The organism is Peribacillus sp. Bi96 (genome assembly GCF_918698115.1).
Taxonomy (GTDB): Bacteria; Bacillota; Bacilli; order Bacillales; family DSM-1321; genus Peribacillus.
Genome location: NZ_CAKKLV010000023.1, coordinates 22134 through 38236, shown reverse-complemented (window position 1 = coordinate 38236; position 16103 = coordinate 22134). Strand labels below are relative to the sequence as shown.

Here is a 16103-nt window from a genome sequence, read left to right as displayed (position 1 = left end):
TAATGACAAAAAGGACAGCAATCAGGGATTGTTGTCTTTTTAGCCTTTTGCGGAGATTATCTAATGAATGAATGTATAATTTGCTATACTTGAGCAAGCTAATCTACATAACTATCCGAAGGAGAACAAAAACATGCAAACATTACAGCGCCTATCGAAACATATCGTCTACCTGCCGCCAGTTCAGGAAACGGATCGGCCGATTCTTGCCGCCGTTACTGGAAACAAGAAAACGCTCATCATCGATGCCGGTAACTCTGTCCGGCATGCACAGCTCTTTCAGGACGAATTACTTCGGAATGATCTAAGCGGGGATTTCCTTGTTCTGACCCATTCCCACTGGGACCATGTATTCGGACTGGAGAATATCGGAATTTCGGTCATTTCTCAGGAAAAAACATACAACAATATTAAAGATATGCAGCAGCTTTCATGGGAAGATGAGGCTCTTAATCAACGGGTCAAAGAAGGGGCGGAGATTCCATTTTGTGCGGATGCAATCAAATTGGAACTTGAGACCAATCGAGAGATTTACCTGCCACTGCCAGATATGATCTTTGAAAAAAAGATGACAATTGATCTAGGGAATGTAACCTGTGTCATTGAACACGTTGGCGGCGATCATGCAAAGGATTCCTGCATCATATATGTTCCAGAGGAAAAAACATTATTTCTCGGAGACTGCCTTTATGCCAATCTTTATGCTGAAAAATGGAATTATACGGCCAAACAGGCTTCGCTGCTCGTTCAAAAAATTGAGGACTATGATGCCGATACATATATTCTTTCCCATCATGATCAGCCTTGCACGAGACTGAAAATGGAGGCAGAACTTAAGCTAATGAAAGAATGTGTAAGAGCCGTGGTCGAGCATCGGGGAAATCGAGCTTTAATGGAGCAGGATTTGGCTAAAGTGTTAAACCGGAATTTAACGGAAGATGAGCTTGAAACGCTTGGATTTTTTGTGAATGGGTATGTTGAGTGAAATGTAAACCGAAATGAAAAGCCGCTTCGTGAAATGAACACTTTAAAGTGTGGGTGGGGTATGAGTTCGGTTTTAACTGGGCTCATACCCTTTAATGTTGACCTTCCTCCGCAACAGTCCTCAATAAGCTGCTCATTGATAAGTCTTGCAAAAAATATAGTAATAGAACAAAACTTATTGGGAAAGAAGAAAAACCAACAAAACCTTTTCAGCCACCAACACACCCTTATGAATTATAAAAAGAGCGCGAGGAGCAACGCAATGTGGTCGTTAACGCGGTTTATTTAAGCAGGAGCCGGACAATGAAGGCTTCTTTTTTTGTCCGAAAACGGTAAGTCGTGCCTATCATCTAATAGGTGCGCGCAAACAGTATATTCGTGCGTCATACAGTGTGGATGCGTCCGAAAGTTGTAAGTTCGGCGGTATAGTTAATGTGGGGCTAAAAAATAGGGGGAATTGGTTTTATTGCAGATGTTTTAGCTATTATTCATTTTATGGTGGTAACGTCAACAGAGGTAATTAGCATCCAAACGTTTTACGGGATCATGTTAATCTACTAGTTAGACAGGAAAAGAAAGTACACTGCCTGCGTATGATCATAACCAAAAAGTAATATACGAATGCCGACACTAACCGTGCATCCCTAAGCCTTAATTCTGAAACCGTTTACTATAACTAAAATGAAAAAGCTCCCTTAGGGGAGTTTTTTATTGCTTGCACATGTATCACGCGTGAGGAGTCCAACCATATGGATCACTTCTAAAGGGCTTCTTTTTAAATTCTATAAACAAAAGGTCTTTTATAGGCTTTTGCTCTTTGTTTGGAGGTAGTCATAGCCCTTAGTTGAGTTTGTGAGATTGGAGGTACAATTACTGTTCCTGAGGGATACATAATGTTGTTTTTGTCATCTAAATGACGTGCATTAACTAACAAGGCATGCCCAAATTCATGAGCTAAGATATCCATATTTTCTTGTTGGAATGTACTATATGTCATGACAATATTACCAAGAGTTCCGTTACCATTCCATCTGACGTTACCAATAGCCTTTCCATCTTGAAGGTCTTGTGCATGAATGTAAAACACAGCAAGTCCAGTTTGACGGCGACAATTACCTTTTCTTAATGCTCTAAAAACTTTCTCTAGTTGCGCCGCCTGCAAAGGCACGGAAATCCTTGCTAAAGTGGCGTCAACGTCCAAACCACACTTCCGTGCTCCTTCTCTAGTTCTTAAATCACAAATATTCGGCCGGAAATCAATTCCCCATATGTCACTGGCGTATTCAAATTGTGTTTTTATATCTTTTTCTCTTACTCCAGCAGCGTTACCTAAAATGAAAACACAAACATTGGTTTTATACCGAGTACTCTGACCGTTGGCGTTCAGACTATTATTCTTACTAGATTTTTTCCTTTTATTCTTACTGGTTTTCTTATTTTTATTCTTTGACACAGCATTCATCCTTTTTGTTTATAAAATTGCCACATGATTAATAAATGCATAAATTCCTCAATATGTTTGGACAACCTAAACAAAAAATTGAATGAAGGAAGGATTTAAAAAGCTCCCAAAGCAGCTTTTTTTATTTGTTTATTTCAGAAGCGGATAGCAATAAAATTGAGGGAAATAAATTTTTATAGGCTAGACCCTTAAAACGTTTTAGTTTAATAGAATAAATTCCACCTTTATAAATAAGGGGGGAATTTATAATGGATTTTGGTTTTATTAATAAACACGTATTTGTAGGAAAGGCAAAGAACAAATGGAACAGTTATCAACCTGGTCGAATTGTTGGTATCGGTAATGATCGGTATACATAGTAAGATTTGAAGATGGAAGGAAAACGTGGATTAGGAAAAATTGGATTATGCTTCGGTAAGACTCCCTTAGGGGATGAAGTGAACTTATGAATCTCTTTTTTAGGTTCTCCACGACAAATAGCCAAAAGGAGCTTATCCCTTTCGGCTAATTTCGCTTTTCCTCGATTTAGATTGCTTCTCCCAACTTTCGTCAAAGTCCCGAAATTCGCTCGTGAGCATAAAAACACTAAATTATGTTTTTTGTATTGTGGCATAACTCAGCAAGTACTTAAATCCCTACACCTGTATCAAACCCAAATATACTACTATAAAAACTGCACCTCCAATTGTTAGTTGGTGTCTAACAATTAGGGTGCAGTTCAAATTATTAATTATGAGCTTTTTCCAAAGCTAGCTTTATCCCGAATCCAATCAAGACCGTCCCGGTTAATCCCTCAAAAATCGCCTGAGTTCTTGGCTTTTTCATAAAGGCACTGATCTGGTTCAGCAGATAGATATAAAATACAAACCACATCGCAGTTAAAACGGTATAGGTCATGCCCATGATCAGGAACGGTAAAAACGTATCATTTCCTGGATTCACGAACTGAGGCAGAAACGTTAAAAAGAAGACGGCCACTTTAGGGTTCAGCAGATTGGTAAGGAACCCTTGTTTAAAGCAAGACTGGTTTTCGTACTTACTTTTGACGGACGTTTCCGCCGCTGCGGCCACTTGCTTATTTTTTAATCCCCATAAGGTCTTGAAGCCTAGGTAAACCAAGTAAACGGCACCGACATATTTGAAGATGGAAAATAGTAAAGCCGATTTCACAATGATTGCTGAAAGTCCGAACACGGCGGCTGATGTATGAATAAGCAGGGCACAGCACGTGCCGAACATCGTTTTAAAACCTCCCGACGTCCCCACGGTAACGGTGTTCCTTGTGGCTATTGCTGTATCAGGACCAGGTAAAATGATGAGAAGAATGCACATGATGATGAACAAATAAAAGTTTTCCATATTTGGACCTCCACTCTTGGTGATGAATTCTGAAAATTATAACATAGATGTACTTGGTTTAGGGAGATAAATTAAAAAGGAGGCAATCTAAAGGCACAAAAAAACAAGCCCAATCATTTTTGTGATCCGGCTCGTTTCTTTGAAAAAATTTCAATTCTGAATGTTATAAAGAGTTAGGTTAGGGCGACTTTTTCAACACAGCACGTACCGGACTTCCATCTGCTTCAACTAAAGGAAGAGGGAGGGCTGCCAACTCATAATTACCCGGTTCGATAGCGTCTAATACAAGTCCTTCCAAAATGTGAATTCCCTGACCGGCAAGTTCATGATGGGCAGAAAGTTCTTTACTATCCAGTGGATCCACTGATGGTAAATCAAGACCAATAAGACGAACGCCGTGTTCTGAAAGGTATGCCGCTAATTCTGGTTGGATATGAGGAATAGTTTGTGGAAAAACACTTCGGTCATTCCATGCATCCGTCCGAATTAACAGACGGGTAACACCTTGTAGATCTATACGGGATAATTCATTGACACCGATGCTTGTCTTGTTAGGTAAATGGATAACTCGGGCACTTCCCATATATAAATCGAGATCCAAATCAATCACTCTTTTTCCATCGTCATCAAAATGAAAAGGGGCATCAATATGGGTACCGGTGTGGATACTCATATTGATTTGACCTACATTGACAGATCCACTTTCTTCTTTACTCCAATTGACTTTGTATGAGAAAGGTGTATCTCCAGGCCAAACTGCAACGTTTTCATCCAGACGTTGTGAAATATCAATCCATGTCCCCATCATTTACCTCCATCTCTTCTGTCTGTTTCTTTTCATCATAGCTTCGTTCTTAGACTCCATAGTTCTGGGAAAAAGTGTTGATCCAGTGCTCTTTTTAAATACGTTACACCTGATGATCCGCCAGTTCCTTGTTTATTGCCAATAATTCTTTCCACTGTGCTCATATGATTAAAACGCCATAATTGCTGTTGATTGCCAATGTCCACTAACTTTTCGGCCAGCTCATATAAGTCCCAATATTGCTCAACATCGCGGTAAACGGTCAGCCATGCCTCTTCTACACTGGCATTTGGTTCATATCTTTGTGACCAATCCCTGCTGATGGCTTCTTGATCAATAGGTAATCCGCGTGCCACTAAAGCATTAATCGCCGCGTCATAAATGCTTGGCTCATGAAGGGCCTGCTGCATTTGCTCGTATAGATCTGTCTGATGCTGATAGACTGATAGCGTATGGACATTTTTGTTTCCTAATGCAAATTCAATCAAACGATTCTGATAGGATTGGAAACCGGAAGATTGTCCCAGTTTATCCCTGAACTCCATGTATTCAGCAGGTGTCAAAGTTGATAGGACATTCCATGACTGAATCAATTGCTGCTGGATCCTCGAAACGCGCGACAGCATTTTAAACGAGGGTTCCAACTTGTTTTGGCGTATAGATTCAGTTGCTGCCGTCAACTCATGTAAAATGAGCTTCATCCATAGCTCACTCGCTTGATGAATAATGATGAATAGCATTTCATCATGATGATCGGAACATCTGTGTTGACTAGTTAAAATCTTATCAAGGTGGAGATAATCTCCGTAAGACATCGATTTTTGAAAATCGGTTTGAATCTCTTTCTCTAGACCGGTTATTGTTTGTTCCTTGTTATCGATATTCTTCATTCCGCAATCTCCTCACTTTTCATGTGCAAAAAACTATTTATTCCGTCAATCTATTCTATCTTCTTTTCCAGAGATTCCTCCATTACATTATGGTTCATATTTCTTCTTTTTGAAACAAAATAAGCGACAGCTAAAAATAGTAACCAAGGTATCCCGAATTGAAGCATGATCTTGAAATCTGTAAACCATGTTGTAATCATCAAACTAAATAGAAGAATGGCTCCTAGTATCGTTAAATAGGGAAAGCCGATCATCCTTACCGGTAACTTGCGTCCGCCGGTCTTCTCCCATTTTACCCTGAAAAACAAATGGGATATGAAGATCATGAGCCATGTGAACATGGCACCGAACATGGAAATACCCATCATGAATGCATAGGAGGAACCGGGAAGTAACGCATGAACACCTGCAGCAATGAAAATCCCTGTTGTAGAGACAGCAAGTGCTTTTGCCGGAACGCCCCTTTTGTTTAACTTTCCTAAAAAACTAGGTGCATGTTTTCCGCGAGCCAATGAAAACATCATACGTGTTGAAGCATAGAGCTGGGCATTCATGGCAGATACTGCAGCCGTTAAAATAATAAAGTTCATGATCCCGGATGCACCAGGAATGTTCAATATTTCCATTACTTTTACGAATGGACTTTCCTCGATCCCAGCCGTTTTCCACGGTACGATCATCAACATGATGCCGATTGTCAACACATAGAAGGTGGATAAACGGAACACGGTCGCTTTTAAAGCTTTTGGAACAGCTGCATCCGGATCTTTTGCTTCCCCTGATGTAACCGCTATCATTTCGGTTCCAAGAAAGCTGAATAAAGAAATAAATACGGCAACCCACATTCCCCACCCACCAAATGGGAAAAAACCGTCTTCATTTACAAAGTTCTCAGGTCCTATATGTTGCTGATTGGATGAACCGAATAGTACATAGGATCCAAGAAGGATAAAACCAATAATGGCACTTATTTTAATAAAGGAGAACCAATACTCAAATGTGGCGAAAGTATTCACGCTAGTGGCATTTACATAAATCAGGACAGCTGCAAATAGCAAAATCCATACGATTCCCGGAACGGTCGGAAACCAATACTTCATATACACACTGACTGCACTTACTTCAACCCCAACAGCCAGAACATTGGCAATCCAATAAGAATAGCGGACAAGATAGCCAGCCATCGGAGTCATGTACTTTTCAGCAATGGCCCCAAAAGATCCGGAAGTAGGATGGGCAACCGTCATTTCGGCTAAGCAGCCCATCAACAGTAAAACAATGAAAGCACCGAGTGCATAGCTGAGCAAAACACTTGGCCCTGCCGCTTGAATCGCAAGCCCGCTGCCAAGGAATAGCCCCGTTCCGATGGCACAGCCCATCGCGATCATGGAAAGCTGATTTGTTTCCAGCTCACGTTTTAACCCTTTCTCTGGCTCTTTCATGTTCAATTGAGTATTTTTGTTCTCCATAGTTCATCCCCTTTTTATCCATAAAAATTTAATCCTGCCCTAATTAACTAACCATTTGAGGGATGAGCCTCATCTGGCGAAGTTCCATGTTATGCGACCACTTCACGCTCATTCTTGAATTTTTCATATTGTTTTTCTGACATGATTTTCTTGAGTATTTGTACAACTTCCCAAACTTCTGCGTAGGAAGTATATAGTGCAACCGGAGCGAGACGAATGATGTTAGGTGCTCGGAAATCTGGAATGACACCGTTCTCTTTCAATGCCTTACATATCCGTGCAGCTTCTTTATGCTCGAGGCTTACATGACCTCCGCGGCGTATGTCATCTCTAGGAGTTCCAATGAAAAATCCCATGTCTTTCAATTCGAATTCGACTAAATCCATTAAATATTGATTGATTTTCAGTGATTTTTCGCGAATATTCTCAATTCCCGCTTCTATAAAAATGTCTAAAGATCCAATCAAAGGTGCACAACTTAACACATGCGGCGTGCCAATTTGATATGCGCCTGCTGATTCAGCTGGTGTTAAGGTATGTTCCATATCGAATTGTTTATCTTTTTTGGAGCCGAACCATCCAGCCAATCCAGGCATCGTTCCAAAATGTTTACGATTTACATATAAACCGCCAACGCCGCCAGGGCCGCCATTTAAATGTTTATAATTGCACCAATACGCAAAATCCACATCCCATTCGCTGAATGAATGCGGAATGGCACCGATAGAATGACATCCGTCAAATCCGATTACTATCCCTCTTTTATGAGCTTCCTCAGTTAATCGTTTCATATCCAATATTTGACCGCTGCGATACAGGACCGTTGGCAAGATGATCAAAGCGATGTCATCGGTCATTGCTTCGATAATGTCATCCTCTTCTAGAAATCTTCCATCGCGGCTTTTCACGCGGATAAGATCTTTTTCCGGATCGTATCCATGTGTACGCAGCTGACTTTGAAGAGCATAAATATCAGTCGGAAAGGTTAATTCATCCGCTAAAATTTTTGTGCGCATTCCTTCAGGCTTATAAAAAGTAGCTACAAGTTGATGTAGATTTACAGTCGTGGAGCCGGTTACAATAACTTCCTCAGGAGAAGCTCCGACCAATTGGGCCATCTTCGCGCCCAATTTCTCAGCCATGAAAAACCAGGGGTGATTCCCTTGTGTCCATCCATCAATCCCATGCTCTTTCCAATCTTCCAAAGATTCCAAAAGAGTGCGTTCAGCCCTTTTTGAAAGAAGCCCCAATGAGTTTCCATCCATATAGATGGAGTTCGGCTTTAAATAAAACTCTTCTCGAAAACCTTTAAGTGCATCATTCTCATCCATTTGTTTAGCGTGATCCAATGTGTATTCAGAAACCATAATCATCCTCCTCTATTAGTTTTCTAAATAATTCTAGGAGAATCGTACCAAAGAATATGACATGATGTCAATAAGTTAATTCAGAAAATTATAAATATTAAATCAATCTTTTTAACAAATGTTTTTTATTTTATGGAAATCCTTTATGCTAGAGGATAAGGGGAGGAATAGGCATGGAGAATGGCAAAGTAGGGGATAAACGGCATTTACGCTCAATCATGACACGTCAAAAGTTATTGGAAGCTGCAAAGGAAATATTTCTTGAAGAAGGTTATCAAGCCGCGCTTATTTCCCAAATGATTAAAAGGGCAAACATCGGATACGGAACGGCCTATGTTCATTTTAAAGGGAAAGAGGATCTGTTAATTGTACTAATGGAAAATGTAATGGAGCAATTTTATGAAATTGCCGAGACCTCTTTCTTTCCAAAATCTAAAGACGAGGCAAAACATATCATAAACAAACAAGCTAATGCCTTTTTGAAAATGGCAGAAGCTGAACGCAATATGATGCAGGTTTTCGAACAGGCCATTGGGATATCAACCGTTATTTCAGATAAATGGAAAGCGATCCGCATGAAGTTCATTCAGCGAATTTCAAAGGACGTCGCCTATGCACAGCAAAATGGGCTGGCAAGAGCTGAATTAAACCATGAGCTTGTGGCAAGAGGGTGGTTTTTCACAAATGAAATGTATCTGTGGGAAATTGTCAGAAACGAACATCAATGTACTGTCGAAGAGATTGCTCAAACCATTACCTCAGTTTACGTCGAAGGTTTGTATTTGTAGTGATAATAGCAATACAACAATCTTCCGGTTTTATACAATCGGAAGATTTAATTTTTTTAAGATTTTCTCACCTTATCAGGAATTCATCTTCCCACCACTTATAACCCGCTCAAACTCACGAGTAAACCAGCAGAATTCACGAGAAACAGCATCAAATCTCGTATAATGATCGCAAAATCTTGAGTGAAAATCAACCAACTCGAAATGAAGCATCCATTCACGAGTAAAGTGCCCAAATTCACGAGTAAAACGCTCAAACTCACGAGTAAACCAGCAGAACTCACGAGAAACAGCATCAAATCTCGGATAATAGCCGCAAAATCTTGAGTGAAAATCAACCAACTCGAAGTGAAGCATCCATTCACGAGTAAAGTGCCCAAATTCACGAGTAAAACGCTCAAACTCACGAGTAAACCAGCAGAACTCACGAGAAACAGCATCAAATCTCATATAATAGTCGCAAAATCTTGAGTGAAAAACAACCAACTCGAAGTGAAGCATCCATTCACGAGTAAAACGCTCAAATTCACGAGTAAAACTCCAAAACTCACGAGTAAAGTGTCCAAATTCACGAGTAAAACGCTCAAACTCACGAGTAAACCAGCAGAACTCACGAGAAACAGCATCAAATCTCGTATAATGATCGCAAAATCTTGAGTGAAAATCAACCAACTCGAAATGAAGCATCCATTCACGAGTAAAACGCTCAAATTCACGAGTAAAGTGCCCAAATGCACGAGTAAATCGCTCAAACTCACGAGTAAAGTGTCCAAATTCACGAGTAAAACGCCAAAACTCACGAGTAAACCAGCAGAATTCACGAGAAACAGCATCAAATCTCGTATATAGCCGCAAAATCTTGAGTGAAAATCAACCAAATCGAGGTGAAGCATCCATTCACGAGTAAATCGCCAAAACTCACGAGTAAAGTGACCAAATTCACGAGTAAAACGCCAAAACTCACGAGTAAACCAGCAGAATTCACGAGAAACAGCATCAAATCTCGTATAATAGTCGCAAAATCTTGAGTGAAAATCAACCAACTCGAGGTGAAGCATCCATTCACGAGTAAAACGCCAAAACCCACGAGTAAAGTGTCCAAATTCACGAGTAAAACGCTCAAACTCACGAGTAAACCAGCAGAACTCACGAGAAACAGCATCAAATCTCGGATAATAGCCTCAAAATCTTGAGTGAAAATCAACCAACTCGAAGTGAAGCATCCATTCACGAGTAAAACGCTCAAATTCACGAGTAAAACTCCAAAACTCACGAGTAAAGTGTCCAAATTCACGAGTAAAACGCTCAAACTCACGAGTAAACCAGCAGAATTCACGAGAAACAGCATCAAATCTCGGATAATAGCCGCAAATTCTTGAGTGAAAATCAACCAACTCGAGGTGAAGCATCCATTCACGAGTAAAGAGGCAGAATTTACGAGTAAACCCACTAAACTCAGGAGCATAACTCCCTCATTAGCGTGGGACTTATAGCGTCTACGCCTTAAGTCTTACTAGAAAATATAGCTAAGGCTCATTATACGAACTTGTAAAAGTAGATAAGATATAAACAAGGAAAGGAGGACGAAAACAATGAAGAAATTTGGTTTATTTATTGTAGGACTGATCGCATTATTCCTGTTACTGGCGAATGTTGGTCCATTGATCAGCCTGGCGATTTGCTTGGCGATCCTCTATTTTGGATTCAAGCAGTTCATGAAGTCCGAATCGACAGGGGCTAAGATTGCGTGGGGATCAGTCTCCATTATCGTGCTGATCGTTGCTATTTCCCATATCCCGGCAATATTAGGATTGGTGGCAGCTTATGTTCTTTACCTGGTCTATAAAAAATGGAATGAAAATGATGAAAGTGCATCATCGAAAGAAAATGACCCATTCTCAAATTTTGAAAGAGAGTGGAAAGAGTTGAATAAGAACTAATAGAAGGGATGGAATTGGAATGGGTAATTTATTTAACAGAATGAAACAAACGATTTCAGCGGATTTTCACGATTTGCTTGATAAAAAGGAGCAAAAAAATCCCATTGGCATGCTAAATCAATATTTGCGTCAATGTGAGCAGGAGACAGAAAAGGTCGGCAAGCTGCTTGAGCGTCAATATCTTTTGAAAGAAGAGTTTACGCGTGAAATTAGTCAAGCGCAAAATCTAGCTGAAAAACGTAAACATCAGGCCGAGATTGCTAAGCAGTCTGGAGAAACCGATTTAATGGAATTTGCCTTAAAAGAGAGCTTGCACTATGAAGATCGTGCGTCAAGTTTGAAGGAGGCGCATAAAAGTGCAGAGGTTCAGTTGGCTGAACTGGAGCGGAAATATGAAGAAATGAAGCATAAGCTTAAGGATATGCATCTAAAGCGAATGGAATTGATGGGCAGGGAAAATATTGCCCGGGCAAACTATAGGATCAATCGCGTTTTGGATAGCGGCCGCTCTGAAGCCAAGCCGGTGGCGATGTTTGAAGATATGGAGCATTATATCGATCGCATCGAGCACCAAGTCCATACAGATTATAATAGGCATACGATCGATGCTAGGATCGTCCAGCTTGAAAAAGAATTGGAACAGAAAGAAGCGTAAACAGCATTGCTGTTATCCCCTGACCTATTGGAATGAAGGGTGGGGGAAAACAGTCTGTCAGAACGTGATAATTTCATGGTATTCTTAAAAGGCACGGGTTCCTGTGCCTTTTAAGAATATCATGATCATATACAGGGGAGGCGAACCGATGTTGAACAAGATGAAGACGGACTATATGGGATGGATACTTCTCATCGGAGTCGTCCTGCTTTTTTTAGAGATTTCATTTACGGGTGGAGGTCTCCTTTTTTCCCTCGCTTTTTCAATAGGATGTATCTATTTAGGCAGGAAATTCACAAAACGGTCAATCGGGAAAGTCCTATTTTTTATAGGGGCGATTTCCCTTATCATCACGGTCTTAAATATGTTCGTCTTTAGATTTTTCCTTGTGGCCGTTCTCGTTTATTTATTATTTTTATATTATCAGTCGAAAAAGAATCCTGATTGGATCAACCCCATTATGACCAATGAAGAGATGGACGAAGAACGGATCAATAAAGAGCGATTATTGAAAACCGATTACCTTTTTAAAAATAAGTTGTTTGGTCATCAACAAACGGCCGAGCATGTATATGAATGGAATTCCGTGAATGTTCAGGGCGGGGTCGGTGATACGGTTATCGATCTAAGCAAAACGATTTTACCGAAAGGCGACGCTGTCATTTCCATCAGGAATATCATTGGCAATATCACTGTGCTTGTACCGTACGGCATCGAAATCAGAGTCCATCATTCTGTCGTGGCAGGCAGAGCGCGAATTTTCGAAAATAAGCCTGAATCCAGGGTCTTTAATCAAATTTATTCCTACCAAACAGAAGGGTTCAATGAAACGGATCACAAGGTTCATATCATCACTTCCATCTTAGTTGGGGATTTAGAGGTGAAGCGGATATGAGTATACTGACACGTCAGATATTGACTGCCCTTGGTGTTGCTTTCGTTCTCTCTCTTGCCTTGCCGGCGGCGGTTTTCTTCATTTTTCCTTTATCCGACTGGAGCTTATTGTGGGAGAAAGTGGTCATGGGATTACCCTTCGTCATATTCCTGCCAAGCCTGGTCATGACGGTAGGGCTGATTTATGGAGTCGTTTCGGGGATGTTTTGGAAGCGGCAGCTGGAAAGGGTGAATGAAGGGCTGTATTTACTTGAACAGGGCCGCTTACCTTCGCAACAGGAGACGTATCCAGTCCAAGAGATGGCTAAAATGGTGGAACGGATGCAACTGATCCATAAGCAAATCAATGAGCAGACAAAATTATCGCAAAAAATGGCGAATGAAAAGGCCATTGATCAGGAGAAACAGATCCAGGAAATCGTTTCACAGGAACGAAACCGCTTGGCGCGGGAACTGCATGATTCGGTGAGCCAGCAATTGTTTGCCGCTTCGATGTTCATGTCGGCCATCACCGAATCACAATCCGATATGGAAAAAACGGAAATGAAACAATTCAAGGTAGTGGAAGAAATGATCCATCAATCCCAACTTGAGATGAGGGCGTTATTGCTTCACTTGAGACCTGTTGCATTAAAGGGAAAATCTTTACATGAAGGAATGAAGGAGCTCCTTTTGGAATTGGCCCAAAAAGTGACGATGGATATAAATTGGAAGATGGAGCCTGTCACTCTGGATAAGGGGATTGAGGACCATTTGTTTCGGATTTTACAAGAATCGATTTCCAATACACTAAGACATGCAAAAGCGAACTCGCTTGAAGTTCTATTGATCGTTCGTGATGGGCTGATCATTTTACGGATAACGGATGACGGCGTTGGTTTTAACGTCGAGGAGTCAAAAACGGGCTCATATGGTCTGCAAAACATGCATGAACGGGCTGTTGAATTAGGCGGAACGATGCAACTTGTAAGCGTTCCGAATAAAGGAACGAAACTTGAAGTGAAAATCCCATTATTAAATGCTGGAGGTGATCATGATGATTAAAGTATTATTTGTCGATGACCATGAAATGGTAAGAATAGGAGTATCGGCTTATTTATCCGCGCAGTCGGATATCGAAGTGATCGGGGAAGCGGACAATGGCTTGAAGGCTGTTGAGCTGGCAATGGAATTGCGTCCGGATATCATTTTGATGGATTTGGTCATGCCGGAAATGGACGGCATAGAAGCGACGAAACGAATTATCGAAAAATGGCCTGAAGCAAAGATCATCATCGTGACAAGCTTCCTGGATGATGAAAAAGTGTACCCGGCATTGGAAGCCGGAGCGACGAGCTATATGCTGAAAACATCAAAGGCCAGCGAGATTGCGAGAGCCGTCCGTTCCACTTTCCAGGGTCAAAGTGTACTTGAACCTGAAGTGACGGGGAAAATGATGGAAAAGCTGCGCCGCCCAAAGATTACCCAGCCTCATGATCAATTGACAAACCGGGAAATGGAAATCTTGCTGCTGATGACACAAGGGAAAACGAATCAGGAAATTGCGGATGAACTATACATAGCCCTGAAAACAGCCAAAGTCCATGTCAGCAATATATTAAGCAAGCTGGCCGTGCAGGACCGCACGCAAGCAGTGATTTACGCATTTAAGCATTCGCTCGTTCAAGAAGAAGAGTAAAAAGCGTCTATTTACTAATAGTTGAATGTTTGTTATATTTAGGGAATTACACCATCCTGTAAAGTTCTTTCAAGGTTGCTTCGCGGCAGCCTTTTTTTACGGATAAGGGAAAGCAGGCAGAAGGCAGGTGAAATGATGTTAAGAGTTATCTTAGAATTATTTCGGATCATCACTATTATTTTTGTTATTGGAATGATAATGGGGTTCATCATTCATTCAATCTATGCGATTTTTGGTATAACCGTAGAGAACACCGCAGGCGGATGGGGTGTTGGTATGGCAATTTTTCCATTACTTTATGTACTCTATAAAAACCGCCTTCAATTTTCAGGGTTCTATAAAAATGACGGACAAGTAAAACTCTCAAACAGGACAACGACAATCCTGCTTTGCTTCTCGGTACTAATGTTAACGGTTGCCCCTTTATTTCGCTAACGGAATGCAAAAAGAGCATGTTTTGATCAAAACATGCTCTTTTTCATGCATTTTTTGGATTATACCGCTTCCTCGGCAGTATCGAGCCTCGTGCCATATATACGATAAAGTACCAAAGCGAATACCATTCCTATAAAGGATATGGAGGAGATGAAAAGGTAAAGGGTCTTGCCCCCGAAAGCCCCATATATGGCGCCGCCAATATAAGAAGCAATGATTCCCGAAACCCCGAAGAATAGCAGCGCCAGTACGGTCTGGCCTGTGGCACGCCACTCCACCGGAACGATCCGGTATAGATATTGGATGGCAGCCGAGTAGAAAATCGGGAAAGTCAATAGCTGCATGACCTGCAAATAAGCTAATAGTTGTGGATCGGTAATCCAGGCAGAGACGAAATAGCGGATAAAGAAAAACGCTGCTGCAAACGAAATGATGATGATTTCCTTACCTTTGCGCAGCCACCAGAAGCTTAGGGCGAATACGACGATTTCACTTCCCGCCGCTAAGAACCAGGTCAAGCCTACAAGCTTGGCACTTCCTCCAAGTTCCCGGATATACACGCCGAGGAAAGTATCGTTCATCCGCGCTGGAACAGCACAGATAAAGACCAATAACAGGAAGAGAAGTGTCTCTTTATTGCTGAAAAAATGCTTAAGGGTGCTTAAGGTGACAGGTTTCCCTGAAACGGGTGCATCAGGCATCATCCAGCTGACAATGAAACTGATCAAACCAATGCCGGCAAAAAGGAAGGCAAGGCTGTTCGCTCCGAAGTATGACATCACATAGCCGGTGATCAGAGATATGACCGCATAACCTAATGCACCGTATGTCCGGACGGAACCGTAACTGATCCCGGATTTCTCTGCCATCGTAAAGTTGAGGCTTTCCGTCAGGGGATCTATCGGCATCAGAAAGAAATATAGAAGCATGGCAAACAGGATGAGCTGAAGATAACTGCTTGAGTCATAAAGAAAATACCCGATTACGCTCGAGAAAAAGATGAGTAACAACAGGACTTTTCGTATAGTTCTCGTTTTGTCGCTTATCATTCCCCATAAAGGCTGGGTGATGAGGGTGACAAAACCTCCTGTACCGATGATGAATCCGATTTGGGCTGGACGCAAACCTTGATCAGCGAGATAGACTGGGAGAAACGGAATGAAAATGGCAAGCAGTCCAAAATATAAAAAGTTAAAACTTTTTAGTAATCGTAATGCTTTCATAAAAAGTATGATACCTCACGTGTTCTATAGATTGGTTTAATTTCAACCTTGTAATTGTAACATTGATGACAGATTTTGAAAAAATAGTTTTACATTTAATGGCTGAAAATAGACAAATAGAGTGGGTTTCAAGGATGGAATAGAGTATATTGCA

At 41.1% G+C, this 16103-nt stretch carries 18 protein-coding genes; 8 read left to right on the top strand and 10 right to left on the bottom strand.

Going from position 1 to position 16103, the window contains the following annotated elements; all coding sequences use genetic code 11:
• The first annotated feature begins 133 nt into the window (after positions 1 to 133).
• Entirely contained in the window at positions 134 to 985 is an 852-nt protein-coding gene (locus LQ203_RS21965; RefSeq protein ID WP_230161353.1) for an MBL fold metallo-hydrolase, read from the top strand.
• A gap of 774 nt (positions 986 to 1759) precedes the next feature.
• Here LQ203_RS21965 and LQ203_RS21960 read toward each other — a convergent pair.
• The 6 genes from LQ203_RS21960 to kynU form a co-directional block, all read right to left on the bottom strand.
• Positions 1760 to 2437 carry a hypothetical protein gene (locus LQ203_RS21960; protein ID WP_230161351.1) on the bottom strand — a complete coding sequence of 226 codons (678 nt, stop codon included), beginning with the start codon at positions 2435 to 2437 and terminating at the stop codon, positions 1760 to 1762.
• 735 nt (positions 2438 to 3172) lie between these two features.
• A complete protein-coding gene (locus LQ203_RS21955) occupies positions 3173 to 3805 on the bottom strand; it encodes a LysE family translocator (protein ID WP_230161349.1) in 633 nt (210 codons plus the stop codon).
• Between the two features lie 178 nt (positions 3806 to 3983).
• Complete coding sequence (kynB, locus tag LQ203_RS21950; protein ID WP_230161347.1) at positions 3984 to 4610, bottom strand: arylformamidase; 627 nt, start codon at positions 4608 to 4610, stop codon at positions 3984 to 3986.
• Between the two features lie 35 nt (positions 4611 to 4645).
• Positions 4646 to 5500: a tryptophan 2,3-dioxygenase gene (gene kynA / locus LQ203_RS21945; RefSeq protein WP_230161345.1), complete on the bottom strand. Its 855-nt coding sequence runs from the start codon at positions 5498 to 5500 to the stop codon at positions 4646 to 4648.
• A 50-nt stretch (positions 5501 to 5550) separates the two neighbouring features.
• On the bottom strand, positions 5551 to 6969 hold the full coding sequence (locus LQ203_RS21940; RefSeq protein WP_230161343.1) for an amino acid permease: 1419 nt from the start codon (positions 6967 to 6969) through the stop codon (positions 5551 to 5553).
• A gap of 89 nt (positions 6970 to 7058) precedes the next feature.
• Positions 7059 to 8336, bottom strand: coding sequence for a kynureninase (gene kynU, locus LQ203_RS21935; protein ID WP_230161340.1), 1278 nt, complete (start codon positions 8334 to 8336; stop codon positions 7059 to 7061).
• A 173-nt stretch (positions 8337 to 8509) separates the two neighbouring features.
• On the opposite strand from kynU, the gene LQ203_RS21930 reads away from it, so the two are divergent.
• Positions 8510 to 9124 (top strand): TetR/AcrR family transcriptional regulator, encoded by a 615-nt coding sequence (locus tag LQ203_RS21930; RefSeq protein WP_230161338.1) that lies wholly within the window; start codon positions 8510 to 8512, stop codon positions 9122 to 9124.
• A gap of 98 nt (positions 9125 to 9222) precedes the next feature.
• Here the strand turns inward: LQ203_RS21930 and LQ203_RS21925 are convergent, their stop codons facing one another.
• Genes LQ203_RS21925 through LQ203_RS21915 form a run of 3 tightly spaced genes read right to left on the bottom strand, consistent with a single transcriptional unit; the run spans position 9223 to position 10589 of the window.
• Positions 9223 to 9552: a hypothetical protein gene (locus LQ203_RS21925; RefSeq protein ID WP_230161335.1), complete on the bottom strand. Its 330-nt coding sequence runs from the start codon at positions 9550 to 9552 to the stop codon at positions 9223 to 9225.
• Positions 9553 to 9570: 18 nt separating this feature from the next.
• A complete protein-coding gene (locus LQ203_RS21920; RefSeq protein WP_230161333.1) occupies positions 9571 to 9945 on the bottom strand; it encodes a hypothetical protein in 375 nt (124 codons plus the stop codon).
• An 11-nt stretch (positions 9946 to 9956) separates the two neighbouring features.
• Positions 9957 to 10589, bottom strand: coding sequence for a hypothetical protein (locus LQ203_RS21915; protein WP_230161332.1), 633 nt, complete (start codon positions 10587 to 10589; stop codon positions 9957 to 9959).
• A gap of 127 nt (positions 10590 to 10716) precedes the next feature.
• Between LQ203_RS21915 and LQ203_RS21910 the strand changes: the two genes are divergently transcribed.
• The 6 genes from LQ203_RS21910 to LQ203_RS21885 all read left to right on the top strand — a co-directional run bounded on the left by LQ203_RS21910 (position 10717) and on the right by LQ203_RS21885 (position 14726).
• On the top strand, positions 10717 to 11064 hold the full coding sequence (locus tag LQ203_RS21910) for a flagellar basal body rod protein (RefSeq protein ID WP_230161330.1): 348 nt from the start codon (positions 10717 to 10719) through the stop codon (positions 11062 to 11064).
• A gap of 19 nt (positions 11065 to 11083) precedes the next feature.
• Positions 11084 to 11719: a PspA/IM30 family protein gene (locus LQ203_RS21905; RefSeq protein WP_230161328.1), complete on the top strand. Its 636-nt coding sequence runs from the start codon at positions 11084 to 11086 to the stop codon at positions 11717 to 11719.
• 148 nt (positions 11720 to 11867) lie between these two features.
• Positions 11868 to 12614, top strand: coding sequence for a cell wall-active antibiotics response protein LiaF (gene liaF / locus LQ203_RS21900; RefSeq protein WP_230161326.1), 747 nt, complete (start codon positions 11868 to 11870; stop codon positions 12612 to 12614).
• On the top strand, positions 12611 to 13657 hold the full coding sequence (locus LQ203_RS21895) for a sensor histidine kinase (RefSeq protein WP_230161324.1): 1047 nt from the start codon (positions 12611 to 12613) through the stop codon (positions 13655 to 13657). Before liaF ends, LQ203_RS21895 begins: the two co-directional genes overlap by 4 nt.
• The gene (locus LQ203_RS21890) at positions 13650 to 14291 is read left to right on the top strand and encodes a response regulator transcription factor (protein ID WP_057276863.1); all 642 of its coding nucleotides are present in this window, start codon (positions 13650 to 13652) and stop codon (positions 14289 to 14291) included. The genes LQ203_RS21895 and LQ203_RS21890 overlap by 8 nt, the downstream gene beginning before the upstream one ends.
• Before the next feature lie 132 nt (positions 14292 to 14423).
• Positions 14424 to 14726, top strand: a complete 303-nt coding sequence (locus LQ203_RS21885) for a hypothetical protein (protein WP_230161322.1) — start codon at positions 14424 to 14426, stop codon at positions 14724 to 14726.
• 59 nt (positions 14727 to 14785) lie between these two features.
• Here the strand turns inward: LQ203_RS21885 and LQ203_RS21880 are convergent, their stop codons facing one another.
• Entirely contained in the window at positions 14786 to 15949 is a 1164-nt protein-coding gene (locus tag LQ203_RS21880) for an MFS transporter (RefSeq protein ID WP_230161321.1), read from the bottom strand.
• Between the last annotated feature and the right edge of the window lie 154 nt (positions 15950 to 16103).

Bases quoted from the DNA above. Each gene is read 5' to 3' on its own strand.
- LQ203_RS21880 (WP_230161321.1), bottom strand. From the start codon at position 15,949: ATGAAAGCATTACGATTACTAAAAAGTTTTAACTTTTTATATTTTGGA.
- LQ203_RS21965 (WP_230161353.1), top strand. From the start codon at position 134: ATGCAAACATTACAGCGCCTATCGAAACATATCGTCTACCTGCCGCCA.
- LQ203_RS21885 (WP_230161322.1), top strand. From the start codon at position 14,424: ATGATGTTAAGAGTTATCTTAGAATTATTTCGGATCATCACTATTATT.
- LQ203_RS21890 (WP_057276863.1), top strand. From the start codon at position 13,650: ATGATTAAAGTATTATTTGTCGATGACCATGAAATGGTAAGAATAGGA.
- LQ203_RS21955 (WP_230161349.1), bottom strand. From the start codon at position 3,805: ATGGAAAACTTTTATTTGTTCATCATCATGTGCATTCTTCTCATCATT.
- LQ203_RS21915 (WP_230161332.1), bottom strand. From the start codon at position 10,589: ATGCTCCTGAGTTTAGTGGGTTTACTCGTAAATTCTGCCTCTTTACTC.
- kynA (WP_230161345.1), bottom strand. From the start codon at position 5,500: ATGAAGAATATCGATAACAAGGAACAAACAATAACCGGTCTAGAGAAA.
- LQ203_RS21940 (WP_230161343.1), bottom strand. From the start codon at position 6,969: ATGGAGAACAAAAATACTCAATTGAACATGAAAGAGCCAGAGAAAGGG.
- kynB (WP_230161347.1), bottom strand. From the start codon at position 4,610: ATGGGGACATGGATTGATATTTCACAACGTCTGGATGAAAACGTTGCA.
- LQ203_RS21910 (WP_230161330.1), top strand. From the start codon at position 10,717: ATGAAGAAATTTGGTTTATTTATTGTAGGACTGATCGCATTATTCCTG.
- kynU (WP_230161340.1), bottom strand. From the start codon at position 8,336: ATGGTTTCTGAATACACATTGGATCACGCTAAACAAATGGATGAGAAT.
- LQ203_RS21905 (WP_230161328.1), top strand. From the start codon at position 11,084: ATGGGTAATTTATTTAACAGAATGAAACAAACGATTTCAGCGGATTTT.
- LQ203_RS21895 (WP_230161324.1), top strand. From the start codon at position 12,611: ATGAGTATACTGACACGTCAGATATTGACTGCCCTTGGTGTTGCTTTC.
- LQ203_RS21930 (WP_230161338.1), top strand. From the start codon at position 8,510: ATGGAGAATGGCAAAGTAGGGGATAAACGGCATTTACGCTCAATCATG.
- liaF (WP_230161326.1), top strand. From the start codon at position 11,868: ATGTTGAACAAGATGAAGACGGACTATATGGGATGGATACTTCTCATC.